21 protein-coding genes and 1 pseudogene are annotated in these 24,750 nt (G+C 67.4%); 11 read left to right on the forward strand and 11 right to left on the reverse strand.

The annotated features are described in order from the left end of the window. Positions 1-51: 51 nt before the first annotated feature. Positions 52-2,100 (forward strand): M13 family metallopeptidase, encoded by a 2,049-nt coding sequence (locus CD928_RS01530; RefSeq protein ID WP_095383953.1) that lies wholly within the window; start codon positions 52-54, stop codon positions 2,098-2,100. A 6-nt stretch (positions 2,101-2,106) separates the two neighbouring features. Here CD928_RS01530 and CD928_RS01535 read toward each other — a convergent pair whose 3' ends face one another. Continuing rightward, positions 2,107-3,642 (reverse strand): BCCT family transporter, encoded by a 1,536-nt coding sequence (locus CD928_RS01535; RefSeq protein ID WP_095383956.1) that lies wholly within the window; start codon positions 3,640-3,642, stop codon positions 2,107-2,109. Positions 3,643-3,759: 117 nt separating this feature from the next. On the opposite strand from CD928_RS01535, the gene CD928_RS01540 reads away from it, so the two are divergent. Further along, positions 3,760-4,218 carry a hypothetical protein gene (locus CD928_RS01540; RefSeq protein ID WP_141237054.1) on the forward strand — a complete coding sequence of 153 codons (459 nt, stop codon included), beginning with the start codon at positions 3,760-3,762 and terminating at the stop codon, positions 4,216-4,218. Here the strand turns inward: CD928_RS01540 and CD928_RS01545 are convergent. Beyond that, positions 4,215-4,733 (reverse strand): hypothetical protein, encoded by a 519-nt coding sequence (locus CD928_RS01545; RefSeq protein ID WP_095383962.1) that lies wholly within the window; start codon positions 4,731-4,733, stop codon positions 4,215-4,217. The two genes, CD928_RS01540 and CD928_RS01545, sit on opposite strands and share 4 nt — an antisense overlap. A gap of 224 nt (positions 4,734-4,957) precedes the next feature. Between CD928_RS01545 and CD928_RS01550 the strand changes: the two genes are divergently transcribed. Continuing rightward, positions 4,958-5,296, forward strand: coding sequence for a UrcA family protein (locus tag CD928_RS01550; protein WP_176473402.1), 339 nt, complete (start codon positions 4,958-4,960; stop codon positions 5,294-5,296). 57 nt (positions 5,297-5,353) lie between these two features. Here CD928_RS01550 and CD928_RS01555 read toward each other — a convergent pair whose 3' ends face one another. The 4 genes from CD928_RS01555 to CD928_RS01570 all read right to left on the reverse strand — a co-directional run bounded on the left by CD928_RS01555 (position 5,354) and on the right by CD928_RS01570 (position 11,592). Beyond that, positions 5,354-6,085 carry a LytTR family DNA-binding domain-containing protein gene (locus CD928_RS01555; RefSeq protein ID WP_095383968.1) on the reverse strand — a complete coding sequence of 244 codons (732 nt, stop codon included), beginning with the start codon at positions 6,083-6,085 and terminating at the stop codon, positions 5,354-5,356. 2 nt (positions 6,086-6,087) lie between these two features. Then, positions 6,088-7,260, reverse strand: a complete 1,173-nt coding sequence (locus CD928_RS01560; protein WP_095385105.1) for a sensor histidine kinase — start codon at positions 7,258-7,260, stop codon at positions 6,088-6,090. 91 nt (positions 7,261-7,351) lie between these two features. Continuing rightward, a complete protein-coding gene (locus CD928_RS01565) occupies positions 7,352-8,812 on the reverse strand; it encodes an MATE family efflux transporter (protein ID WP_255247008.1) in 1,461 nt (486 codons plus the stop codon). Further along, complete coding sequence (locus CD928_RS01570) at positions 8,809-11,592, reverse strand: valine--tRNA ligase (protein WP_095383971.1); 2,784 nt, start codon at positions 11,590-11,592, stop codon at positions 8,809-8,811. Before CD928_RS01570 ends, CD928_RS01565 begins: the two co-directional genes overlap by 4 nt. Positions 11,593-11,689: 97 nt before the next feature. Between CD928_RS01570 and CD928_RS01575 the strand changes: the two genes are divergently transcribed. Further along, positions 11,690-12,931, forward strand: a complete 1,242-nt coding sequence (locus CD928_RS01575; protein ID WP_095383974.1) for a hypothetical protein — start codon at positions 11,690-11,692, stop codon at positions 12,929-12,931. Between the two features lie 8 nt (positions 12,932-12,939). On the opposite strand, the gene CD928_RS01580 is transcribed toward CD928_RS01575, so the two are convergent. From CD928_RS01580 to CD928_RS01590, 3 genes are all read right to left on the reverse strand, one after another. After that, positions 12,940-15,024 (reverse strand): S9 family peptidase, encoded by a 2,085-nt coding sequence (locus tag CD928_RS01580; protein WP_095383977.1) that lies wholly within the window; start codon positions 15,022-15,024, stop codon positions 12,940-12,942. A gap of 280 nt (positions 15,025-15,304) precedes the next feature. Continuing rightward, positions 15,305-16,588: an amidohydrolase family protein gene (locus CD928_RS01585; RefSeq protein WP_095383980.1), complete on the reverse strand. Its 1,284-nt coding sequence runs from the start codon at positions 16,586-16,588 to the stop codon at positions 15,305-15,307. After that, positions 16,561-17,466: a neutral zinc metallopeptidase gene (locus tag CD928_RS01590; protein ID WP_095383983.1), complete on the reverse strand. Its 906-nt coding sequence runs from the start codon at positions 17,464-17,466 to the stop codon at positions 16,561-16,563. Before CD928_RS01590 ends, CD928_RS01585 begins: the two co-directional genes overlap by 28 nt. 153 nt (positions 17,467-17,619) lie before the next feature. Between CD928_RS01590 and CD928_RS01595 the strand changes: the two genes are divergently transcribed. The 5 genes from CD928_RS01595 to CD928_RS22885 all read left to right on the forward strand — a co-directional run bounded on the left by CD928_RS01595 (position 17,620) and on the right by CD928_RS22885 (position 22,061). Continuing rightward, a complete protein-coding gene (locus tag CD928_RS01595; protein WP_095383986.1) occupies positions 17,620-18,789 on the forward strand; it encodes a patatin-like phospholipase family protein in 1,170 nt (389 codons plus the stop codon). Positions 18,790-18,818: 29 nt separating this feature from the next. Further along, positions 18,819-19,604 (forward strand): 3-hydroxybutyrate dehydrogenase, encoded by a 786-nt coding sequence (locus CD928_RS01600; protein WP_095383989.1) that lies wholly within the window; start codon positions 18,819-18,821, stop codon positions 19,602-19,604. Positions 19,605-19,692: 88 nt separating this feature from the next. After that, on the forward strand, positions 19,693-20,319 hold the full coding sequence (locus tag CD928_RS01605; protein WP_255247009.1) for a DUF4893 domain-containing protein: 627 nt from the start codon (positions 19,693-19,695) through the stop codon (positions 20,317-20,319). A gap of 18 nt (positions 20,320-20,337) precedes the next feature. Next, the gene (locus tag CD928_RS01610) at positions 20,338-21,648 is read left to right on the forward strand and encodes an amidohydrolase (protein ID WP_095383991.1); all 1,311 of its coding nucleotides are present in this window, start codon (positions 20,338-20,340) and stop codon (positions 21,646-21,648) included. A 17-nt stretch (positions 21,649-21,665) separates the two neighbouring features. After that, positions 21,666-22,061: a hypothetical protein gene (locus CD928_RS22885; protein ID WP_141237055.1), complete on the forward strand. Its 396-nt coding sequence runs from the start codon at positions 21,666-21,668 to the stop codon at positions 22,059-22,061. Between the two features lie 12 nt (positions 22,062-22,073). Here the strand turns inward: CD928_RS22885 and CD928_RS01620 are convergent. Then, a pseudogene (locus tag CD928_RS01620) lies at positions 22,074-22,826 on the reverse strand (crotonase/enoyl-CoA hydratase family protein). 268 nt (positions 22,827-23,094) lie between these two features. Between CD928_RS01620 and CD928_RS01625 the strand changes: the two are divergent. Both CD928_RS01625 and CD928_RS01630 read left to right on the forward strand, forming a co-directional pair. Further along, the gene (locus CD928_RS01625; protein WP_095385112.1) at positions 23,095-23,271 is read left to right on the forward strand and encodes a DUF465 domain-containing protein; all 177 of its coding nucleotides are present in this window, start codon (positions 23,095-23,097) and stop codon (positions 23,269-23,271) included. A 69-nt stretch (positions 23,272-23,340) separates the two neighbouring features. Beyond that, positions 23,341-24,333 carry a TerC family protein gene (locus tag CD928_RS01630; protein WP_095383997.1) on the forward strand — a complete coding sequence of 331 codons (993 nt, stop codon included), beginning with the start codon at positions 23,341-23,343 and terminating at the stop codon, positions 24,331-24,333. Positions 24,334-24,351: 18 nt separating this feature from the next. On the opposite strand, the gene CD928_RS01635 is transcribed toward CD928_RS01630, so the two are convergent. After that, positions 24,352-24,654: a hypothetical protein gene (locus CD928_RS01635; protein WP_095385115.1), complete on the reverse strand. Its 303-nt coding sequence runs from the start codon at positions 24,652-24,654 to the stop codon at positions 24,352-24,354. Between the last annotated feature and the right edge of the window lie 96 nt (positions 24,655-24,750).

Below are 24,750 nucleotides of genomic sequence, written 5' to 3' on the forward strand. Positions count from 1 at the left end.
CCATGCGAGGCTATCGCCCTTATGGGCATCAGTTGAAAACGGGGACATGTGATGAAGACACTCTTGCTCTTGTCGGCGGCGTCGCTTGCGCTGGCCGGCTCCGCCGCGCTGGCCCATTCGGACGACGCGCCCGCGGCGCAATCGGCGCCCGCGGACGCCGGCTCGCTCAAGCCGCTGAGCTTCGGCAGCTGGGGCGTCGACCTCGGCGCGCGCGACATGTCGGTGAAGCCGGGCGACGATTTCGATCGCTACGCCAACGGCACCTGGTTCAGGAACACCGAGATTCCGGCCGATCAGGCTTCGGCGGGGGTTGATTACGACGTCTATAACCTGACCCAGCGGCAGCTTCGCGCGCTGGTGACCGGCGCGCCGGCGACGGGGCAGGTGGGCGGCCTCTATCAAAGCTTCATGGACGAGGCGCGGGTCGAGGCGCTCGGCGCCAAGCCGCTGATGGCCGACATCGCCAAGGTCGAGGCGATCAAGGACAAGGCCGAAATGGCGCGCTTCATGGGGCGCTCGCAGGGCGCGTTCGGCGCGAGCATCGTCGGCGGCGAGCCCTATGCCGACACCGCCGATCCGACGATGAACATATTGTGGCTCGGCCAGGGCGGCATCGGACTGCCCGACCGCGAATATTATCTGTCCGACGAGTTCAAGGCGCAGCGCGACGCCTATCGCGCCTATATCGCGCGGACGATGCAGATGGTCGGCAATGCCGCGCCCGAAAAGGCGGCCGACGCGATCATGGCGTTCGAGACCGACATCGCCAAGGCGAGCTGGGCGATCGCCGATCGCCGCGACCTCGGCAAGATCAACAATCCGATGTCGTCGGCCGAACTCGCCGCCTATGCGCCGGGGCTCGACTGGAACGCGTGGTTCGCGGGCGCCGGCATCGCGCCGCAGAAGCGGATCATCGTCAACGAGAACAGCGCGATCCGCGACATCGCGGCGGTCTATGCGAAGACCCCGCTCGACACGATCAAGCTGTGGCAGGCCTTCCACGTCGCCGACAATGCCGCCCCCTATCTGTCGAAGGCGTTCGTCGACAGCCGCTTCGAATATGCGAAGGCGATGAGCGGGGTCAGCGCGCAGCGTCCGCGCTGGAAGCGCGGGCTGACCCTGGTCGACGGCAGCCTCGGCGAGTTGGTCGGCGAAACCTATGCCCGGCAATATTTCCCGCCGAGCGCCAAGGCGAAGATGGAGACGCTGGTCGCCAATCTGAAGCTTGCGATGGGCGACCGGATCCGCGGCAATGGCTGGATGGCGCCCGCAACCAAGGAGGCGGCGCTCGCCAAGCTCGAAAAGATGGACGTCATGGTCGGCTACCCCGACAAATGGCGCGACTATTCGGGGCTCAAGATCGATCCCGCCGACCTCTATGGCAATGTCGAGCGCAGCGCGGCGTTCGAATACGCCTATGCGCTGAGCGAGCTGAACAAGCCGGTCGACCGCAAGAAATGGTCGATGAACCCGCAGGAGGTGAACGCCTATAACGGCGGGCTCGAGAACAAGATCGTCTTCCCCGCGGCGATCCTGCAGGCGCCCTATTTCAGCGAGGGCGTCGACGACGCGGTCAATTACGGCGCGATCGGCGCCGTCATCGGCCACGAGATCACCCACGGCTTCGACGACCAGGGGCGCAAGATCGACGCGAGCGGCGCGGTGCGCGACTGGTGGACGAAGGAGGATGCCGCGCGCTTCGAGGCGCAGGCCAAGGGCTTCGGCGCGCAATATGCGAGCTACGAGGCGGCTCCCGGCGCCTTCATCAACCCCGACCTGACGATGGGCGAGAATATCGCCGACCTTGCCGGGCTCGAGGTTGCCTATGACGCCTACCACCGCTCGCTCGGCGGCAAGGAGGCGCCGGTGATCGACGGGCTGACCGGCGACCAGCGCTTCTTCCTCGCCTTTGCGCAGGCGTGGCGCGACAAGGCGCGCGACGATGCGATCAAGCAGCAGGTGGCGAGCGACGAGCACAGCCCGGCGCGCTGGCGCATCATCGGCCCGCTCCGCAACGTCGATGCGTGGTACAAGGCGTTCGGCGTGACGCCCGACGCCAAATATTATCTGAAGCCCGAGGATCGCACCCGGATCTGGTAAGCCGACCTATCCGGGCAGGACGGGGGCGGCGTCGCGCCGTCCCCGCACCGCCATCACGCACAGCGACAGCGCCGCCCCCGCGATCACGAACAGCGCCGGAAAGCCGCCGAGCACCGACATCATGCGGATGCCGTCGATCCCCGACGACGCGACGAGGACGATCGCGACGAGGCCGACGGTGACGCCCCAGACGATCTGGACTACCAGCGGCGCCTCGGGTGCGTCGGGCGAGATGCCGTGCGTCGACAGCGCGCTCATCGCCGAGACATTGGCGTCGGCGCCCGCGACATAGGAGAGGAAGATCGCGAACAGCACCGTCGCGGTGACGAAGGAGCCGCCGCCGAGCGCGTCGAACAGGCGGAACAGCACGGGATCGGGGCCCTGGCTCGCGAGCACGGCGTAGAGGCTGGCGCCGCTATGCTGGTCGATCGCGATCGTCGCGCCGGCGATCGCCGTCATCCACACCGCGCCGAACAGCGCGGGCAGGATGAGGTTGATGAGGATGAAGGCGCGCACGCTGTAGCCGACCGCGAGCCGGCCGAGGAACAGCGCGGTCACCGGCGCCCAGGCGAACCAGTTGGCCCAGTTGAAGATCGTCCATTGCCGGTGCCAGTCGGCATCGACGTCGAGGCCGAGGTTGCGCGGCACGAAGGTGCGGACATAGTCGGCGCCGCCGCGCAGCGACAGGCCCAGCATGTCGCCGAGCGGCCCGGCGAAGAGCACGAAGGCGATGATCGCGAAGAACAGCCAGGTATTGAGCACCGACAGGCCGGCGATGCCCTTTTGCAGCCCGGTCGCGGCCGAGATCAGGAAACAGGCGACGATCAGCGCCGCGATGGCCCAGCGCAGCGGCACGCCGCCCGAAAAGCCGCCGAGCCCCTCGACGCCGCCCGCGAGCGACAGGATGCCGGCGCCGAGCGACGCCGCCATGCCCGCGACGAGCGCGTAGAGGCACAGGATATCGACCGCCGATCCGACCGGCCCGTGCGCGCGCTGCCCGATCAGGGGCACGAACAGAGACGACAGGCGAAAGGGCTCGCGGCGGTTGTAATAGACGATCGCGAAGGCGAGCGCGGCGACGGTGTAGATCGCATAGGGCGTCAGCGTCCAGTGGAGGAACATCGTCGACATGGCGAAGGTCGCCGCGGCATCGCTGCCCGGTGCGAGCCCCAGCATCTTCGGCGGCGCATTGAGGTGGAACAGCGGCTCGGCGACGCCCCAGAAGAGGATGCCGGTGGCGATGGTGGTGCACAAGGTCACCGCGAACCAGCGCCAGCGCCCGAGCAGCGGCTTCGCGCCCGCGCCGCCGATGATCGTGCCGCCGAAGGGCGACAGCGCGATGCCGGCGAGCAGCACGAGAAAGACCACGCTGGTGACGGTGAAAACGGGGCCGAAGTTACGCAAGATCCAGTCGTTGAAGGCCGTCTCGGCGGCGAGGAAGCGCGCCCCTTGCCACAGGCTCGCCACCAACGCGGTCGCGAGCACCGCGAGCGGGATGAAGAAGACCGGGCGGTTGATCGGACGAGGCTGGGGCGCTGTCATCGAGCCGCCAGCATGACGGCGGCATGGAGCAACGTCAAATGCGGCGATGAGGGGAACGCAAGTCGCGGCGAAGCGTTTTCGGCGGCAGACAGCTATGTTGGAGAAGGAGGCGCTTCGATGACGAGGATGATTTTGACGGCGGTTGGCGTCTTGGCGTTGCTGGGCGCCGGATCGGCCGCCGCCTTTCAAACGCAGACCGAAGAACCGGCGACCGAGCAGCCGGCGACCGGGGCCACCGACCTCGACGCGGTTGCCGCCGACCTTGCCAAGGACAAGGAGCAGCCCGACGGCACGACGCCCGAGGAGCGCACGAACACCGCGCGGCTGAACGCCGAGCAGGCGGCGCGCGCCAAGGCCGAAAATACCGCCTATGAACAGCAGGTCGCGGCCGCCGCGCAGGAGGAAGCGGCGGCGCAGGCGGCCTATGCCGACGAGACCGCGGCCTACGAAGCCGAAAAGGCGCGCGTCGCTGCCGAGGCGGCTGCACAGCGGCAGAAATGGGAGGCCGATGTCGCGGCGTGCAAGGCGGGCGATACGACACGCTGCGCGCAGCCCGCGACGCCGCCGAAGCCCTAGGGGGCCTGGTTCGCAGCCGGAATCGGAACGGGTGCCGGCACCGGCGCATCCGGCACGGTATCGGCGGGCAACACCAGCAGCCTGGAATCGCCGACCTCGCGCGCCATTGCCTCTGCGGGTGACGGCGGCGCGACGTCCGCGAACGTTCCGCCATAGCGATAGCCGTCGTCGGCGGGCGCTGGCGACGCATAGTCGATCGTGACCGGCTCGGACGGATCGAACGCGTCGAACCCGTCGCCGTGCCGCGCCGCAAAGACCCGCGTGGCCGGTACATATCCGTCCGCGCAGTCATGGCAGGAAGAGGATGGCAGTCCGTCCGCGCCGATGGCATCGGGATTGCTGCTGAGGTCGGCGTAGTTCGCGCTTGCGGGTATCGAGCCGTGCAGGCTCTCGCCGACGACGAATTCGCCGAGGAACATCCCGCCGATCGCGCCCGCGCCAGCGAGCAACAGGCAGGACAATGTGCCTTTGACCAGCGCGTCGGCGCTATGCTTCGATCCCCCATGCCGGACCATGCGCCATCAACGCCGCGACGCGCGAAGAGGTTGCACGGCGTCCGCCGGCCATTGGTCGATAGGCGAACGCCCTTCATCCCCCGATCGAGGGCGCGTCGTGGTCCGTCGAACGCCGGATGCGCCGGCGGCGCGGCGCAGGCATCAAGACCCTGCGGGATAGGAGGCAGCGGTCTCCCCGGTCCGGGCCTTCTATTCCGCATCCCCTGGTTCGAAAGGACTTTTCGATGGCGAAGCTTCCCCTCTTTCTCCTCGCCGCTCCCTTCATCGCGACCGGCGCGCCTCTGATGGCGGCCGAAGACGGCGTCGGAAAGCAGGTCATGGTTCCTTACGGCGACCTCGATCTCGCCAACGCCGACGGCCGCAGGAAACTGACCGCGCGCGTCAAGCGCGCGGCGCACGAGGTTTGCGGAGGCCGCTCGACGGTCCGGCCGAACCTCAATGAAGTCCTGGCGTACCGCGAATGCCGCGCCGCGGCGATGCGGAGCGCCGAACCCCAGCTCGCCAGCCTTTTCGCCGGTCAGAAGCTGGCGGACGGAGGTCCCTTGCACGTGGCGGCGAACTGACCGACCAGTGCCGGAAAGCGGTCATGCCCCGCGCATGACCGCTTTCGCGCCGCGCGGTCAGGGCTGCATGATCGCCTTGACGTCGTGGAGGTAGGTGCGGCCGATGCGGTGGAGGCCGCCTTCGCCAAGGTCGACGCTCCACGCGCCGTCGCCGTGATGCTTGAGCCCGACGATGCCGTCGCGGCGGACCATTTTCGAGCGGTGGATGCGCATGAACTGGTCGGGGTCCATCCGCGCCTCCAGCGATTTGATCGTCTGGTGAATGAGCCAGCTTCGCGCGCCGACGTGGAGCCGCATATAGTCGCGCTCGGCCTCGATCAGGTCGACCTGGTTCGCGTCGATGCGCAGCATCTCGCCGCGGTTCTGGACCCAGAATTCGCCGATCCACCGGCTTTTGCGCGCGCGGCTGTGATCGGTCGCGCGCCATTCGCGCACCCGCGCCAGCGCGCGGGCGAGGCGGTCGGGCGATACGGGTTTGAGGAGATAGTCGACCGCGGCGACGTCGAAGGCGGCGACCGCATAGCGGTCGAAGGCGGTGACGAAGACGACCGCGGGCGGATTGTCGAGCTTGTCGATCGCGGATGCGACCTCGAGCCCGTTGAGGTCGGGCATCGCGATGTCGCAGAGCAGGAGGTCGGGCGCGAGCGCGTCGACCATGCGCAGCGCCGAGGCGCCGTCGCTCGCGGTGCCGACCAGCGACACGCCGTCCTGCTGGCCCGCGAGGATCTGGAGCCGTTCGATCGCGAGCGGCTCGTCGTCGACGATCAGGGTGCGGAGCGTCTGCGTCACCCTCAGCAGCCCTCGCGCGACAGCGGCAGCCACAGCGAGACGAAGAAGCCGCCACCGTCCGACCGGCCCCATTCGCAGCCCGCCGACGGGCCGTAGCGGGTCAGGAGGCGCTCGCGCACATTGCCGAGCCCCAGCCCGGTGCCGGATTCGGGCATCGGGACCGAGGCGTCGACGTCATTCTCGACGCGCAGCACGAGCAGCCCATATTCGTGGCTCGCGGTCAGGCGGACGCCGATTTTCCCCTTGCTGGGCGCGACGCCGTATTTGAGCGCATTCTCGATGATCGGCTGCAGGATCAGCACCGGGACGCAGGCGCTTTCCAGATCGCCCGGCACCTCGACCTCGACCTGGAGTCGGTCGGGAAAACGCGCCTGTTCGATGTCGAGATAGAGCCGCTGGAGCGCGATTTCCTCGTCGAGGCTGACGAACTGTTCGGGGTCGATCGCAAGGCTCGTTCGCAGAAATGCCGACAAATTCATGATCATCGCCTCGGCCTCCGCCTTCGACCCGCGCATGACGAGGGTCGACAGCGAATTGAGCGTGTTGAACAGGAAGTGCGGATTGACCTGATAGTGGAGCGCGCGGAGCTGCGCATTCTTGGCTTCGAGCCGATAGTTGTTCGCGCGCCGCTCGACCGCGCGCATTTCGTTCGCATAGCCGAAGGCGACATAGAGCGCGGCCCAGACGGCGAAGAAGAAATACCAGCGGATCGAGCTGTCGAGGATCAGCACCGTTTCCCACGCGACGGGGAATTTCGCCTGCACTTCCGCGATGATCTTGTGCGTGTCGCTCGACGGAAACCAATAGAAGAAGACGAGCAGGTTGACCGTCGCATAGACGATGACGAGCGGAATCGCGGCGCCCATCGCGGTGGCGAGCCGGGCGCCGAAGCTGCGCGGCTGGACCCGCTGAAGGAGCTGATAAAGCACGAAGGTGCAGAAGATTCCGGCAACGACGACGATCGCGCGGCGGCCGATGAACGCCCATTGATCGGGCGCGCCCGAGAGCATGGCGAGGCCGGTGGTGATCAGGAAATAGAGCAGCCACATCGCGACGATCGACCCGATCGCGACGCGCGGATTGACGCGCGCGTCGGAGGCGCGCCAGTCGGGGGCGGCCGCGAGCAGCCGCGCGCGCGTGTCGCGTTGTAGCAATCGGGGATCGGACGCATTCATCATTCTTCCCCTATCGCACGGCGGCCGCCAAAGGCCAGCACCGCGCGCGCCGCCAGTCGAAGCGAAGGGGGAGTTGGTCGAATGCCGCCCCTCAGCCGGGAACGCCGGGCTGGTGGAGCGTGCGCCGCCAGTTGCCGCGTTTATAGACGATCCACGCCATCGCTAGCGACGCGAGCGAGGAGAGCGGAAAGCTCCACCAGATCGCATCGCCGCCGAGCGCCGGATAGCCGAGCCAATAGATGCCGAGGCGGATCGGGAACATCGACAGTGCGAGGATGATCAGCGGCGGCACCACCGATCCGTTGGCGCGCAGCGTGCCGATGATGACGATCGTCGTGCCGAAGGGCAGAAAGGTCCAGGTCGCGATCAGCTGGATATGCCGTGCGACCTCTATCGCCTCGCTGCCGCTGCCGAGGAACAGGCTGAGCGCGGCGCGATCGAAGGCGAGGAGGAGGGCGATCAGCACGCCGGTCATCAGGAGATTGATCGCGATGCCGCTGCCGGTGATCGAGGTGACGCGATCCCAGCGGTGCGCGCCGATATTCTGCGCCGCCATCGCACTGACCGCCGCGCCGACCGCGAGCGCGGGCATCTGGACATAGTTCCAGAGCTGCAGCGTCGCGCCATAGGCGGCGGCGGTGACGAGCCCCTCGCGATTGACGAGCCCGACTATGACCAGCCCCGCGCCCGAGATGACGAGCATCTGCGCCCCCATCGGCAGACCGCGGCCGATAATGAAGCGCAGTTCCTCGATATCGGGGATCAGATAGGACAGCTCGCGCCCGCGCAGGCGCAGCACATGGTCCTTCGCATAGAACCAGACGAGCATCGCGGCGAGGCTGATCGTCCCCGCGCTGGCGGTGGCGAGCGCGCTGCCCGCGATGCCGAGGCGCGGGAAGGGACCGAGACCCAGGATCAGCACCGGGTTGAGGACAATGTCGAGCGCCACCGAGAAGATCATGAAACGCAGCGGCGTCACCGCGTCGCCCGCGCCGCGCGAGGCCATCATCAGCGTGACCATCAGCATGCTTGCCGGCACGGCGATGAAGGTGACGCGCAGATAGTCGTGCGCGAGCGCGAAGGCCTCCGCCGGGGTTTCGAGCGCGCGCAGGATCGCGTCGGACGCGAACCAGCCGGTGATGGCGATGACGACCGAGAAGATCAGCGCGAGCCCGATCGCCCCGCCGCTCGCGCGCCGGGCGGCGTCGATGTCGCCGCGGCCGATCGACTGGCCGATCAGCACCGTCGCCGCCATGCCGAAGCCGAAGAAGCTCGCGAACATCAGGAACATGATGATATTGGCGTTGGCGGTCGCGGCGAGCGCGCTTTCGCCGAGGAATTGCCCGACCCAGATCGAGTTCACCGAACTCGACAGCGTCTGGAGGATGTTCGAGGCGAGCGTGGGGAGCGCGAAGAGGATCAGCGTCCTGGTGATCGGCCCGTTCGTCAGGTCCATCCGTTCGCCGCCGCGCGCCGTCTGGCGCGGTGGCACCGGCCCCGCGGCGGGGTCGGCCGCCGTGGCGACGGGAAGGATGGGCGTGTCTTCGCTCACCCCAGCCGCGCCAGCGCGGCGGTCAGGCGGTCGGCTTCGGCCGCCTTGGCGGCATGGTCGGCGCGTGCCTTTTCGACCGCTTCGGGCTTGGCGCGTTCGACGAAGCTCGGATTGGCGAGGCGGCCGGCTAGGCCGTCGCGCTCCTTGGCGGCCGCGGCGAGCGCCTTGGTCAGGCGGTCGCGTTCGGCGGCGATGTCGATGACGCCTTCGAGGGGGACTATGATCGTCTCGCCCTCGACGACGAGCTGCGCGGAAGCGCCGGCGGGCGCGGGGTCGAAGCGGATCGCCTCGAGGCGTGCGAGGCGGTCGAGCTGCGCCGCGAGCTTGTCGGTGCGGCCCTTCAGCGACGCCGGGAAATGCGCCGTCAATCGCGCGCCCGGCGGCAGGCCGAGTTCGGCCTTGGCGCCGCGCAGTTCGCCGACCAGCCTGATCAGCCAGTCGATGTCGGCGCTCGCCTCCGCGTCGCGCTCCGCCTTCGGTTCGGGCCATTTGGCGGTGATCAGCGGATAGGCTTCGCGGTCGCCGAGTCCAGTCCACAACTCTTCGGTGATGAAGGGCATGAAGGGGTGGAGCATCACGAGAATCTGGTCGAGCACCCAGCCCGCGACCGCCTTGGTCTCTTCGTCGATCGCCCCCTTGATCAGCTCCAGATACCAGTCGCAGAAGCGGTCCCAGGCAAAGCTGTAGATCGCATTCGCCGCATCGTCGAAGCGGTAGGCGGCGAAGGCCCGCTCCATCTCCGCGACGGTGTCCGCGACCTCGCCGATGATCCAGCGGTTGACCGGCAGGCTCGCCGCGGGCGCTTCGAGGCTGGTCGAGGCCGAAATGCCGTTGGCTTCGCAGAAGCGCGCGGCGTTCCAGAGCTTGGTCGCGAAATTGCGATAGCCCGCGAGGCGCGCGTCATCCATCTTGATGTCGCGGCCCTGGCTTTCCATCGCCGCCATGAAGAAGCGGAGCGCATCGGCGCCGTACTGGTCGATCAGGCCGAGCGGATCGACGACATTGCCCTTTGATTTCGACATTTTCGCGCCGTCGGGCGCGCGGACGAGGCCGTGGAGATAGAGCGTCTTCCACGGCACCTCGTTCAGGAAGTGCATTCCCTGCATCGCCATGCGCGCATCCCAGAAGAAGAGGATGTCAAAGCCCGACACGAGCACGTCGTTCGGGTAATGGCGGCGGAGCATCTCGGTATCGTCGGGCCAGCCGAGCGTTGCGAAGGGCCAGAGGGCGGACGAGAACCAGGTGTCGAGAACGTCGGGGTCGCGAACCAAGCAATAAGGAATAGCTCCCGATTCCGTGACGCTGGAATCCCAAGCACTTCGATTCTCGCGAATGTCGATCTGGTCTAGAGGGCAGCCATAATATTCTGCTGCGTTTTGACGAACCTCGTCTTCATTAGAAGCCACAAAGGGGATGAAGTTGGTTGGGTTTCCAAGCTCAGGTCCATACCACGCCGGAATCCGGTGACCCCACCAGAGCTGGCGCGACACGCACCAGGGCTGGATATTCTCCATCCAGTTGAAGAAGGTCTTTTCCCACGTCTTGGGGACGATGTTGATGCGGCCATCGCGCACCGCCTGCATCGGCGGCTGGGCGAGGGTTTCGGCGTCGACATACCATTGGTCGGTCAGCCAGGGCTCGATCACCACGCCGCCGCGGTCGCCGAAGGGGGTCTGGATCGTGCGCGGTTCGGCGTCATGCTCGCCGCCGTCCTTGTCGATGTGCGGGATCAGGAACCCCTGTTCCTTCATCCGCCGCACGACCAGTTCGCGCGCGCCGTCCGTGCCGTCGCGCTTGAAGCGATGGAGGCCGAGATATTCGGACGGGATCAGCCCGTCGCTCGTCTGGGTGACGTTCGCCTCGGCGTCGAACATGTTGAGCATTTCGCCGGGCTTGAACCCCGCGCGCTTGCCGACCTCGAAGTCGTTGAAATCATGCCCCGGCGTGATCTTCACCGCGCCGCTGCCGAGTTCGGGATCGGCATGCTCGTCGGCGACCACCTTGAAACGGCGGCCGGTGATCGGCTGGAGGATATCCTTGCCGATCACGCTCTTGTAGCGTTCGTCGTCGGGGTGCACCGCGACCGCCATGTCGGCGAGCATCGTTTCGGGGCGCGTCGTCGCGACGACGATATGGTCGCGCCCGTCGTCGAGGGTCACGCCGTCGGCGAGCGGATATCGGAAGTGCCAGAAACCGCCCTGCACCTCGTGCGTCTCGACCTCGAGGTCGCTGATCGCGGTCCTGAGCTTGGGGTCCCAGTTCACGAGGCGCTTGTCGCGATAGATCAGCCCCTGGCTGTGCAGATCGACGAACACCTTGGCGACGGCGCGGTTGAGCCCGTCGTCCATGGTGAAGCGCTCGTTCGCCCAGTCCATCGAGCAGCCGAGGCGGCGAAGCTGGCCGGTGATCTGGCCGCCGCTTTCCGCCTTCCACTGCCACACCTTCTCGACGAATTCGTCGCGGGTGTAGTTGGTGCGCTTGTCCTGCCGTTCCTCGAGCTGGCGCTCGACGACCATCTGGGTCGCGATGCCGGCGTGGTCCATGCCGACCACCCACAGCGCATCCTTGCCGCGCAGCCGCTCATAGCGGACGAGCACGTCCTGCAGCGTGTTGTCGAGCGCATGGCCGATATGCAGCGCGCCGGTGACATTCGGCGGCGGATTGACGATCGTGAACGGCGTCGCGTCGGGACGCGCGGGGCGAAACAGCCCGCGGCTTTCCCATAAATGGGCCCATTTCGCCTCGATAGCGGCGGGATCGAACGTCTTTTCCATCGGCATAGCCGGGGCGCTTTGCCAGCGGGGAAAGGGGGCGGCAAGCCCTTATGCGCTGCCTTGCGGCGCTTGCCTTGCGCGCGGCGCTGTGCAGGATGGGCTCATGACGAAGGGGTTGGGGATCGCGGCGCTGGCGCTTGTCTTGACGGCGGGCGGGGCGGCGGCGCAAACTGCGGAGCCGGGCGGCGCGCGGATCGAGGCATCGGCGGACGGCGCGACGCTCTATTTCGCGGGTGAGATCGACCTCGCGGGCTATAACGCGTTTCACGCGCTGGCGACGGCGCGGCGCGGCGCGAAGCGGCTCGTCATTTCCTCGCCCGGCGGCGAGGTGATGGCCGCGCGCCTGATGGCCTCGATCGTCAACCGCCAGCACCTCGCCGTGCATGTCGAGCATCTCTGCGCATCGGCCTGTACGATCGTGCTGATGGCCGGCGCTGACCGGTCGATGGGGCCTGCCGCCCGGATCGGCTTTCACCAGAGCTATGTCGCCGCGCTGCCGCCCCCGCCAGCGATGAAGGAAAGCGCGGATTCGAAAATTTCGGGCAATCCCAGACCGGCGCAGCCCGATGCGGGCGCGCCCGGCCTTTTCGGCGATGCCATGATGCGCCGAATCATGGCCGACGCTGGGGTCGACACCGCCTTTATCGGCCACGCGCTCGCGACGCCGCCCGACGACATGTGGTATCCCGCCGCCGACGAACTGCTGGCGGCGAAGGCGATCACGCGCCGCGAGGCCACGGGTCTCGTCGCGGGCCCGTCCTGGGCGATCGGCCGGGCCGAGGCGACCGCCGCGCTGACGGGGCCGCTGTGGGACGCCCTGCGGCAGCATCGCCCGCAGCAATGGGGCGAGGCTACCGACGATATGTGGCGCCAGCGGAACAGCGGGCGGACGACCGGCGATGCGCTGGCGATCGTGCGCGACACGTGGGTGAACCGGCTGATGCACGAGGCGGCGCGGGCGCCCGATCCGCTCGTGGCGCGTCTGCTCGATGTCGAGGCCCGGCGGTCGCGGCAAGCGCGCGCGAACGGATACCGGACATGCACGGCGAATTATGCGCCGTCGCCCGGCGAAGCGGCCGCCGACGCCGCGGTCAACGCGAGCGAGGATGCGGTGCTAGCCGAGCTGCTCGCGCTGACCCGGTGGAAGAAGCCTATGTCGGAGGACAAGGCGGCCGACCTGATCGCCACGCACCTCTTCGACTATGGCACCGGCGGGCAATCGCCGTTCGCGCGGTCGACCGAGGAACGCGACTGCCGCGAAGGGACGCGCATCCTCGAACGCATCGCCGCCCAGCCGGAAAAGCAGCGCCTTCGGCTCTTCCGGGCGCTGCTCACCTTTTACTAGCGGCCGCGCTATTTCTTCAGATAGCTGCCCAGCCAGTCGAACACCGTGCGGTGCCACTGGACGCTGTTCGCGCCCTTCAGCACCCAGTGATTCTCGTCGGGGAAGACCAGAAGCTGCGATGGGATATTGCGGCGTTGAAGCGCGGTGAAGGCGGCGAGGCCCTGCGTATAGGGGATGCGGAAATCCTTCTCGCTGGTGATCACCAGCATCGGCGTCTTCCACTGGGCGACATGGTTCACCGGGTTCCATTTCTCGAACTCTTCGGGAACCTCGAAATAGGGGCCGCCATGCTCCCATTCGTCGAACCACAGCTCTTCGGTCTCATAGGCCATCGCGCGCGCGTCGAAGACGCCGTCGTGCTGGACGAGGCATTGGAAGCCGTCGGTCCACTGCCCCGCGATCCAGTTCATCATGTAGCCGCCATAGGAGGCGCCGAGCGCGCATGCGTTGGCGACGTCGAGCTGCGCGTCCTGCTGGCCCGCGGCGGCTAGGCCGAGCTTCAGGTCCTGGAGCGGCTTGCCGCCCCAATCCTTGTTGATGCTGTCGGTGAAGGCCTGACCATAGCCGGTCGAGCCGTGGAAATCGACGGTCACGACGCCATAGCCCTGTTCGGCGAAGAGGCGCGGGTTCCAGCGCGTCGACCAGCTGTTGCCGAAGCTCGACTGCGGGCCGCCGTGGACGATGAAGGCGACGGGGAGCTTCGCGGCGGCATTCGCGGGCTTCAGGATCATGCCCCACACCTTGTCGCCGTTCGCGCCGGCGAACTGCATCCGATCGAGCTTGATCGGGTCGAAGGCGGCGAGGCGGTCGGCGTTGACCGCGGTGATCTGCGCGACCTTGCCCTTCGCGTCGCGGACATAGATGTCGGTGGGCAAGAGCGCGCTGTTGCGCGAATAGAGGAGGCCGCCGCCCGCAAGCGGGGTCACGTCGCCAATATTGCCGTCGAATTCCTCGGTCGATGCCTTCAGCCGCTCGACCTTGCCGCTCGCGGCGTCGACGCGGAAAACGGGATGGTCGAGCACGTCCTGCGCGGTGACGTAAAGCGACTTGCCGTCGGGCGCCCAGGCGATCGAGGCGACCGAGCGGTCCCAGGCGTCGGTGAGTTTGCGCGTTTCGCCGCTCGCCAGGTCGCGCAGCATCAGCACCTGCCGGTCGGCCTCATAGCCCGGCCGCGCCATCGCGGCATAGGCGAGCCATTTGCCGTCGGGCGAGGGGGCGGGAAGCGTGTCGGTCGCCTGATTGGCCTCGGTCAGGTTGACCGGCGCGATGCGCGCGTCGACCTTTGCCTGATAGATGTCGAGATTGGTCGAGCGCGGCTCGTCGCGGTCGGCCTTGCGCAGCGTGAAATAGACGGAGCGGCTGTCGGCGCCCCAGGCGAGTTCCTCGCCGCCGCCGAAAGGTTTGGAAGGCGTATCGCCGATCAGGCCGCCGTCGATCGCGCGGCCCGCGGTCGCCTTGCCGTCGACGAGGTCGAAGACGAAGGGGCGGCTGTAAGTGCCCGGCGTCTCCCACTGGTCCCAATGGCGCACGAAGCCAGCGCCATCCTTGTAGAGGCGGCCGCTGCCGGGACCGACGAGCGCGCCCTTGTCCTTCACGTCCTTGGCGTCGCAGCCGAAGCTGATGCATTCCTTGGCGATATCGCCCCACGCGAGCAGCTTGCTGCCGTCGGGCGACAGCTTGAAGCCCGCGACATCGGCCTTTTCGGTCGTGACCTGAACCGCCGGTGTGGCCATCGAGCGCGTGTCGACGCGCCAGACCTGGTCGCTGCCCGACGCGTCGGAAACGAAGAAGAGCGTGCCGTCCGGGTGGAACGCCGGGGAGGTCTCGTTCTTGCCTGCGACATCGGCGACCCGCACCGGCTTCGCATCCTTCGCCGTGCGGTCGACGATCCACAGGCCGGTCGAGCGCTTGTAGGTCGCATCCTCGGTCTCGGTCATCTGGAACACGACCCAGCGCCCGTCGGGCGAAGCGGTCGGCGCCGCAACGCGCTTCAACGTCGCGAGATCGACCTCGGTCATCGGCCGGGCAAGGGTGGGGGAGGAGGAAAGGGCGGCGGCAAGCGCGATCGCGCTGGGGATGAGATGGTTTCGCATGAAAGCGGTTTAGCGGCGCGGCGGGAGGGTTCAACCCTGTTGATGGGGCGGGTCGCTGGAGGGTGGCTTTGGGGTGGGGAGTGGACGTCGCTTTAATTCCCTCGTCATCCCGGACTTGATCCGGGATCCCGCTTTTTGATGCATCGACTGGCTTCGATATCAAGCGGGACCCCGGATCAAGTCCGGGGTGACGATGAAAAAGAGGGCACGCCAGGTGACAGCACTTGGTGAACCCCAGTTTTCGCCGGGGAGCACGTCGGATAGGACCGCAACCAGCCGGCTAGCGGACGATCGCGCCGCCCTTCATCACATGATCGATCTTTTCCAGCACCGTGATGTCGGCGAGCGGGTCGGCCTTGATCGCGACCATGTCGGCGTAACGCCCGGGCACGATCGCGCCCACGTCCTCGCGGCCCATTTCCTCGGCGGCACGGCCGGTGGCGGCCTCGATCGCCTGCATCGGGGTCATGCCATATTTGACCATGTTCGCGAACTGCCGCGCGTTAAGCCCGTGCGGATAGACGCCGGCGTCGGTGCCGTAGCCGATCTTGACCCCGATCTCGACCGCGCGGCGGAAGGCGGCGCGCTGGGTGTCGGTGGTCTCGCGGTTCTTGCGCAGATATTCCTCGGGCCAGCCCTCGCGCGTGCCTTCCTCGTCGATATAGGTGCCGTTGTAGATGTCCATGACGAGCCAGGTGCCGTGCGCCTTCGCCATTTGCAGCGCCTCTTCGTCGGCGAGGCTCGCATGCTCGATGCTGTCGACCCCGGCGCGGATGGCATTCTTGATCCCCTCGGCGCCGTGCGCGTGCGCGGTGACGCGCTTGCCGCGGGCGTGCGCGACCTTCACAACCGCGCGGAGTTGATCCTCGGTCAGTTCGGGCGCGCCGGGCTCGGTGCCGATCGCGAGCACCGCGCCGGTCGCGATCGTCTTGATGAAGTCGGCGCCATGATCGAGCAGGAAGGTGGTTTTCGCGGCCGCCTCCTCGGGCGTCGCCGCGACGCCGAGCCGCATGTCGGGCGGCAATTGATCATTGGGAACGACCCCGTTGAGTTCGCCGCCGCCGCCGGGGACGGTGATATAGGCGCCCGCGACCCACATGCGCGGTCCGGGCACGTCGCCGCGTTCGATCGCATTGCGCAGCGCGACGTCGGTGAGGCCGCGATAGCAGCCGACGTCGCGCACGCTGGTGAAGCCCGCGTCGAGCGTGACCCGCGCGTTGCGTGCGCCGACGAGCGCGGTCTCGGCGGGCGAGGCCTTGATCGGCGCGGCGAGATCGGCGCTCTGGCCGAGGTCGGCGAGATGGGTGTGGAGGTCGATCAGGCCGGGCAGCACGGTATAGCCCGACCAGTCGATCCGCGTCGCACCCCCGGGCGTCTCCCCGCACGGCCCGACCGCCGCGATGCGCTCGTCCGCGATCGTGACGCACTGGCCGGTGCGAACCTCGCCCGACACGCCGTCGATCAGGCGCCCGGCCTCGACATAGAGCGTCGCCGCCGCCGCGGGCGTCGCGGCGAGGGCGGCCGCCAGCGCGACGGTCAGATGGGCGCGCTGAAGGTATCGCACTGGCGCGGATCCCCCGTTTGCAGCCCGCGGCGCAGCCAGGTCATGCGCTGCTCGCTGGTGCCATGGGTGAAGCTTTCGGGGACCGGTCGCTGACCTGCGGAGCGCATCAGCGTGTCGTCGCCGATCGCGTTGGCGGCGGTCATCGCCTCCTCCATGTCGCCGGGTTCCATGACCGGCTGGCCGTCGCGCGTCTTGGCGAGCGCGGCCCAGACGCCGGCGTAGCAGTCGGCCTGCAACTCCATGCGGACCTGCAGCGCATTGCCTTCGGCCTGCGAGGCGCGCTGCTGCCGCTGGCGGACCTGATCCGAAATGCCGGTGATCGTCTGGATATGGTGCCCGACCTCGTGTGCGACGACATAGGCCTGCGCGGCGTCGCCGGCGGCGCCGAAGCGCTGCGCGAGTTCGTTGAAGAAGGCGGTGTCGAGATAAACGCCCTGGTCGGCGGGGCAATAGAAGGGGCCCATCGCGGCCTGCGCGGCGCCGCAGCCCGATTGGTTCTGGTCGGTGAAGAAATTGAGCGACGGCTTTTGATAGCCGTTGATGACCTGACTCCACACCTGATGCGTCGAGCCGAAGACGTTGCAGGCGAATTTCTCCGCGGCGGTGTCGCAGGCGACATTGGCGCCGCCGCGGCTGTCGGCCATCGGGTCGGACGAGCCGCCGCCGGTGCTCAGCATGTTCGCGCCCGGTCCCAGGAAGACGAAGGCGAGGATGCCGAGCAGGATGATCGTTCCGCAGCCCATCTTGCGGCCAAGCAGCATCGGCAGCAGGCCGACGAGCAGGCCGCCCATGCCGCCGCCTCCACCCCCGCCGAACCCGCCGCCGCCGCGGCCGAGATCGCGGATGTCGTCGCCGGGATCATAATCGTCGAGGCGCATGGGAATTCTCCAGCCGGTTGCCGTATCTTGCGCTTGTTGTGGCAGCAGCGTGGGCGGTTGGGAAGAGGCTTCGAGGGCGGGCTTGCAAAGCCGGCGCGCGGGGTCCACCTAGCGGGCCTTCGCAGAGCCCAGCCAAAGGATCGCCCGAGTCCCATGCCGCGCCGCGCCGCTCCCGCCGCCTTGCCGCTGCCCGATCTCGTCGTGCTGGTGCTGCAGGGCGGCGGCGCGCTCGGCGCCTATCAGGCGGGGGTCTATGAGGCGCTGATCGACCTCGGCATCGAGCTCGACTGGGTCGCGGGCATCTCGATCGGCGCGGTCAACGCCGCGATCATCGCCGGCAATCCCCGCGACGAAGCGGTGGGGAAACTGCGGCAGTTCTGGGACGGCGTCTCTTCGGCGCTGCCGTCGCTGCCAATGGTCGACAACGACCTGATCCGCGAATGGACGCATGTCGCGGCGGCGGGGCAGGTCGCGACCTTCGGCGTGCCGGGATTCTTCACCCCGCGCTGGCCGCCGCCGATGCTGGCCGAACCGCAAACCCCCGCCGCGGTCAGCCTCTACGACACGGCGCCGCTGGTCGAGACGCTCGACCGGCTCGTCGACTGGGATCGGGTCAATACGGGCAAGGTGCGGCTGTCGGTCGGCGCGGTCGCGGTCGAGACCGGCAATTTCCGCTATTTCGACACGAAATGCGATCGCATCGACGCGCGCCATATCCTGGCGTCGGGGGCATTGCCGCCGGGATTGCCGCCGGTCGAGATCGATGGCGTCTGGTATTGGGACGGCGGGCTCGTGTCGAACACTCCGCTCGAATATGTCGTCCAGTCGGCGCGCGAGGATATGCTCGCGTTCCAGGTCGACCTGTTCCCCGCGCGCGGCGATCGGCCGCACGATCTGGAAGAAGCCTGGTCGCGCGAAAAGGACATCCGCTTTTCGAGCCGCACCCGGCGCATTTCGGACGGGCTGGTGCGCCGCCGCAAGGAGCATCGGCTGATCGACCGGATGCTCAAGAAACTGCCCGACGAATTGCGCGACCTGCCCGAGGTCAAGGCGGTCGAGCGCATGGTCGAGCGCAAGGCGCTCAACGTCGTGCAACTGGTGCACCAGCCGCCCGCGTGGCAGACCGGCGCGCGCGATTTCGAATTTTCGCGCGCGACGATGGAGGCCAATTGGGCGCAGGGCCGCGCCGCAGTCGAGGCCGCGATGAAGGACGGCCATCTGCTCGCCGACAGCATCGCCGAGGGGCGCTCGGAAAGCTTCGCCGTCCAGCCCGGCGGGTTGCAGCCCAAGGCCGTTCCCGACACTCCCCCCGATAATCCTTGAGTCTCCCCTTCCGAAGAAAGGACAAGCATATGCACCTCAAAGGCAAGACCGCTCTCGTCACCGGATCGACCTCGGGAATCGGGCTCGGCATCGCGAAGGCGCTCGCGGCGCATGGCGCCAACATCATCATCAACGGCTTCGGCGACGCCGATGCGATCGAGGCCGAGCGCAAGGCGCTCGAAGGGGTGAAGGGTGCCAAGGCCGCCTATTACGGCGCCGACCTCACCAAGCCCGACGCGATCGGGGAGATGTTCGCGCGCGCCGATAAGGAAATGGGCGGGGTCGATATCCTCGTGAACAATGCCGGCACCCAGTTCGTGTCGCCGATCGAGGATTTCCCGCCCGAGAAATGGGACCTGATCCTCGCGCTCAACCTGTCGTCGGCGTTCCACACCATCCGCCATGCCGTGCCGGGGATGCGCAAGAAGGGCTGGGGACGGATCATCGGCACTGCCTCGGCGCATTCGCTCGTCGCCTCGCCGTTCAAATCGGCCTATGTCGCCGCGAAGCACGGGCTCGCCGGGCTGACCAAGACCGTCGCGCTCGAGGTGGCCGAGGCGGGAATTACCGTCAACTGCATCAGCCCCGGCTATGTCTGGACCCCGCTGGTCGAGAATCAGATTCCCGACACGATGAAAGCGCGGAACATGACGCGCGAGCAGGTGATCAACGACGTGCTTCTCGCCGGCCAGCCGACCAAGCAGTTCGTCACGGTCGAGCAGGTCGCGGCGCTCGCGGCCTTCCTAACCCGCGACGAGGCGGCGAACATCACCGGCGCCAACCTCAGCGTCGACGGTGGCTGGACCGCCGCCTGACCGGGTTCGGCCACGCCCTTGAGCATTTTTTCTCGCCCCCCTAAGCTCGGCCGGGGACCAGACCAGGAGAGAAATGATGTGGGGGCGCATGAAGTTGATTTCGGCCGTGACGGGGAGCCTCGCGCTCGCCGCGTGCCAGACGGTGCCGTCGATGCCGCCGTCGGCCGCGGACACACCCGATACGGGCACATGGCGGGCGACCGCGACCGAGCAGGATCGCGGGCGTATCCGGAACTGGTACAAGAGCTGGGAGATGGCGCTCGCCGATGCGCGCGCGCGCGGCTACGGCGCCGACCTCGATCGCGAGGGCGTGCTGCTCCAGCCGATGGCGGCGCTGCCGAACCCGCACCTGCCCGCGGGCGACTATCGCTGCCGCACGATCAAGGTCGGCGCGCAGACGGGGACGCTGGGCTTCATCGCCTATGACTGGTTCCGCTGCCGCGTCTCGGCCGAGCAGGGGCTGGCGAGCCTGACCAAGCTCACGGGATCGCAGCGGCCGGTCGGGCTGATCTTTCCCGACAATCTGAAGCGCCAGATCTTTCTCGGCACGCTCGAACTCGGCGACGAGACGGTGCCGGTCAATTACGGCAGCGACCGGATGCGCGACATGGCGGGGCTGATCGAGCGGATCGGCGACAATCGCTGGCGGCTCGTGCTGCCGGCACCCGCCTATGAATCGCTGCTCGACGTGATCGAACTGGTACCGGCGGGCTGATAGGAAAAAGGGGCGACTATGCGGATTGTGTGGACGGGCATCGCGGCGCTGGCGCTGATGGCGCCGGCATCGGCGCAGACGCTGGGCGAGCAGGTGAAGGCCGAGATGCCGTCACTGATGACGATCTACGCCGACCTTCACGCCAATCCGGAGCTCAGCTTTCACGAGGTCCGCTCGGCGGGCATCCTCGCCGCCGAGGCGCGCAAGCTCGGCTTCGAGGTCACCGAGAAGGTGGGCGGCACCGGGGTCGTCGCGGCGATGAAGAACGGCGCCGGGCCGGTGGTCCTCGTCCGCGCAGACATGGACGGGCTGCCGGTGACCGAGCAGACGGGCTGGCCCGGCGCGTCGAAGGTGCGCGTGACCACCGACGAGGGCGTCGAGACCGGCGTGATGCACGCCTGCGGCCACGACACCCACATGACGAGCTGGATCGGCGTCGCGCGGCTGATGGCGGCGAACAAGGCGAAATGGTCGGGGACGCTGGTGATGATCGGCCAGCCCGCCGAGGAGCGCGGGGCGGGGGCGCGGATGATGCTCGAGGACGGGCTCTACACGCGCTTTCCGAAGCCCCAATATGCGCTCGCCTTTCACGACGCGGCGCAGTTCCCGGCCGGAATGATCGGCTACACGCCGGGTTACGCGCTCGCCAATGTCGACAGCGTCGACATCACGGTCAAGGGCATCGGCGGCCACGGCGCCTATCCGCAGACGACGAAGGATCCCATCGTCCTCGCGAGCCGGATCGTCGGTGCGCTGCAGACCCTCGTGTCGCGCGAGATCAGCCCGCTCGATTCGGCGGTGGTCACCGTCGGCAGCTTCCACGCCGGTGCGAAGCACAACATCATTCCCGACGAGGCGAAGCTGCAGCTTACCGTCCGCAGCTATACCGACGACGTGCGGAACAAGCTGCTCGACGGCATCGCGCGCGTCGCGAAGGGCGAGGCGATCGCGGCGGGCATGCCCGAGGACAAGATGCCGGTCGTGAAGGTCGACCGCACCGAATATACCCCCGCGGCCTTCAACACGCCCGATTTCACCGAGGAGATGGCGGCGCTGCTCAAGACGCGCTTTGGCGAGCAGCGCGTCGTCCAGATGCCGCCGGTCATGGGCGGCGAGGATTTCGGACGCTATGGCCGCGAGGACAAGAGCATCAAGAGTCTGATCTTCTGGGTCGGCGGCGTCCCGCCCGCGGAGATCGAGGCGGCGAAGACGGAAGGCCGTACCCTGCCGAGCCTCCATTCGCCCTTCTGGGCGCCCGACGCCCCGGCGGTAATCTCGACCGCGACCGAGGCGCTGGCCACCATGACGATGGAGCTGATGGCGAGATAGACGGCAAGCGTGCGTCGATGATGAGAGTCCGTGGCCCGATCCTGCTTGTGGTTGCCCTGCTGGGCGGGTGCTCGGCGCCTTGTGAAGAAGTCCCGATCAGTCGCAACTTCGCTCCCGATAATAATCATATTGCGTATGTGACGGGCAGGAACTGCGGAGCGACCGCGGATTTCGCTACTGTGGTGTGGGTCGGTCGCAGCGATGCTGACAAAGACTCCGCGCAGGAAGTATTCGTGGCCGACAGCAATCATGGCCGAGCCACCACGTTCGACCGCGGCGGACCCGTGGTGCGCGTAACCTGGCTCGACGCCCGTCACCTTCACGTTGCCGGCGTGAATGAAGCACGAATATTCAAGAATCAGGCGCGTTCTGACGGCATCTCGATCAGCTATGGCAAGTTGACGGTCGACTGACCTTCCGCGGTTTCAGTCAAATTTGCCCGCACGCCCCGCGCCTCCGGTAAAGCGCTGCGCCCCCTCGGTCGCGCCTTCGCGTAGCGGTGCGACGCCGGCATGGGCTTCGTGGACGAGCGCGGCAGCGAGGTCGAAATCCCATTGGCGATAGGCGCTCATCCGGTCGCTGGTCATGCAGAGCTGCGGAAAGGCGGCAATCTGCTTCGCGAGCGCGACGGCGGCGGACAGCGCGTCGCCGTCAGGGACGATCCGGTCGGCGAGGCCGATGCGCTGGGCTTCGTCGGCGGCGACGGGGCGGCCGGTCAGGATCATGTCGAGCGCGCGGCCCTGGCCGACGATGCGTGGCAGCCGCACCGTCCCGCCGTCGATCAGCGGGACGCCCCAGCGCCGGCAATAGACGCCGAATATCGCGCTCGCCGCCGCGACTCGCAGGTCGCACTAGAGCGCGAGTTCGAGCCCGCCCGCGACCGCATGCCCCTCGACCGCGGCGATTACCGGTTTGTCGAGCAGCATCCGCGTCGGCCCCATCGGCGCGGGCCCGTCGGGATCGTAGCGGGTCGTGCCGACCGCGCCGAGATCGAACCCCGCGCAGAAATGTCCTTCGCTGCCGGTGAGGATCGCGACCCGCGCTTCGGCATCGTCCGCGAAGGCGGCGAAAGCCTCGCGCAGCGCGATGGCGGTCGCCGGGTCGACGGCATTGCGCTTCGCCGGCCGGTCGATGGTGACGATGGTGACCGGGCCATCGCGCGCGACGAGAACGGACATGGGATTTCCTTCGGGCCAAGAGGGATGGGTGACGGCGTCATCAGACAAGATGGCGCATCGGTCCAAGGGTTGAAAGCCCGCACGCGCCACCCTAGATACAACTTATGCGGGCCGGGCCCCTCTGGCGTCGGCGGGATTATTCCCGCGGCGTGATGTCGGACCGCATCGGGTGACACCGATGCTTTGCGGCCCAGCTCTCCCCCCTGAAACGGGTCCCGGCATCGGCGTCACCTGTCTTGAGTTCGCTCAATCAGGAGGCCTTATGTCTGTGAATCCCCATATCTATCGCCTGACGGTGCTGCATCGGCGGCTCGATGAAGCGGTGCGGCGCGAAGTGCGCCGCCGCGGCGGCGACCCGTTTCGCGTGCTGCGGCTGAAAAAGCTGAAGCTCGCGGTCAAGGACCGGCTCGCGGCGCTGATGCGGCGCCCGCTCTACGCCCGCTAAAGCTCCAATGAATTTCGGGAAGCGCGCTGCCCTCCGGCGGCGCGCTTCGCCTGTCCGGGGATATCGATCATGGAATTTCTCTTCGCCGACTGGCTGGGTACGCCGGTCTGGTTCTGGCTGGCCTTTCTGGGGCTGGTCATTGCGCTCACCGCCTTCGACCTTGGGATATTGAACAAGGAGAACAGGGAGATGGGCATCGCCGAGAGTCTCAAACTCTCGGCGCTCTACATCGGCATCGCGCTGGCGTTCGGCGGCTGGATCTGGGCCGCTAAGGGCGGCGAGGCCGGCCTCCAATATTATACGGGCTTCTTTATCGAGAAGGCGCTGTCGATCGACAATATCTTCGTCATCTCGCTGATCTTCGCGACCTTCGCCATCCCGGCGCGCTATCAATATCGCGCGCTGCTGTGGGGCATCGTCGCGGTGATCGTGCTGCGCGGCATCATGATCGCGGGCGGTGCGGCGCTGGTCACCGAATATCATTGGCTGCTCTATGTCTTCGCGGCCTTCCTCGTCTTCACCGGCGTCAAGATGCTGTTCGCGAGCGAGAAGCCGATGGACGTCGCGGGCAATCCGGTGGTGCGCTGGCTGTCGCGGCGCATCCCGATCACGCGGGACCTGCACGGCGAGAAATTCTTCGTCCGCGTCCCCGACCCGCGAACCGGCAAGCTGGCGCTCGCCGCGACTCCCCTGTTCCTCGCGCTCGTCGTGATCAATCTCGCCGACCTCGTCTTCGCGGTCGACAGCGTGCCGGCGATCTTCGCGATCACGACCGACACCTTCATCGTCTATACGTCGAACATCATGGCGATCCTCGGCCTGCGCGCGCTCTATTTCGCGCTCGCGGCGATGGTGCACCGCTTCCACTATCTCAAATATGCGCTCGCGCTGGTGCTCGTCTTCATCGGGTCGAAGATCTTCGTCGCCGATTTCCTGCTGAGCGGCGCGAAATTCCCGTCGCTGATCAGCCTCGGCGTCACCGTGGCGCTGATCGCGGGCGGGGTGGTCTGGTCGCTGGTGAAGACGCGAAGCGGGGAGGAGGCGCCCTCGATCCACTCCTGAACCGGCCGGGAAGCGGTGTCAGACGGCGAGGATCAATATGTCGTCGGGCTTGGGCGGCTCGGGCGCGAAGGCGGGAAGGGGATCGAATTCCTCTTCCTGCAATTCGACGTCGCGGAGGCCGTCGAGCTTGAAATGGCCGAGGCGCGGCTCTTCGTCCGACCGCCAGCTCTTGCCGAGGTTGAGCGCGCTGACGAATAGGTCGCCGTGCCGCTCGAACATCAGATGCGGGGCGAGGTCGAGGCGGGCGCCGTTGTAGCTGGCCACCACCTTGCGCTTCAGCGCAATGGCCTGCATGAAAGTCAGTCGCGGATCGTTGTGCATCGCACCATAATGCCTCGGCGCGGCGATGGAGGCAAGCGCCACCGCGCAAGATACGTAGTCGATCGCAACGAAAATGCCCGCCGGAAGCGCGAAGGC

The organism is Sphingopyxis sp. GW247-27LB (genome assembly GCF_002277025.1).
Classification (GTDB): Bacteria; Pseudomonadota; Alphaproteobacteria; order Sphingomonadales; family Sphingomonadaceae; genus Sphingopyxis.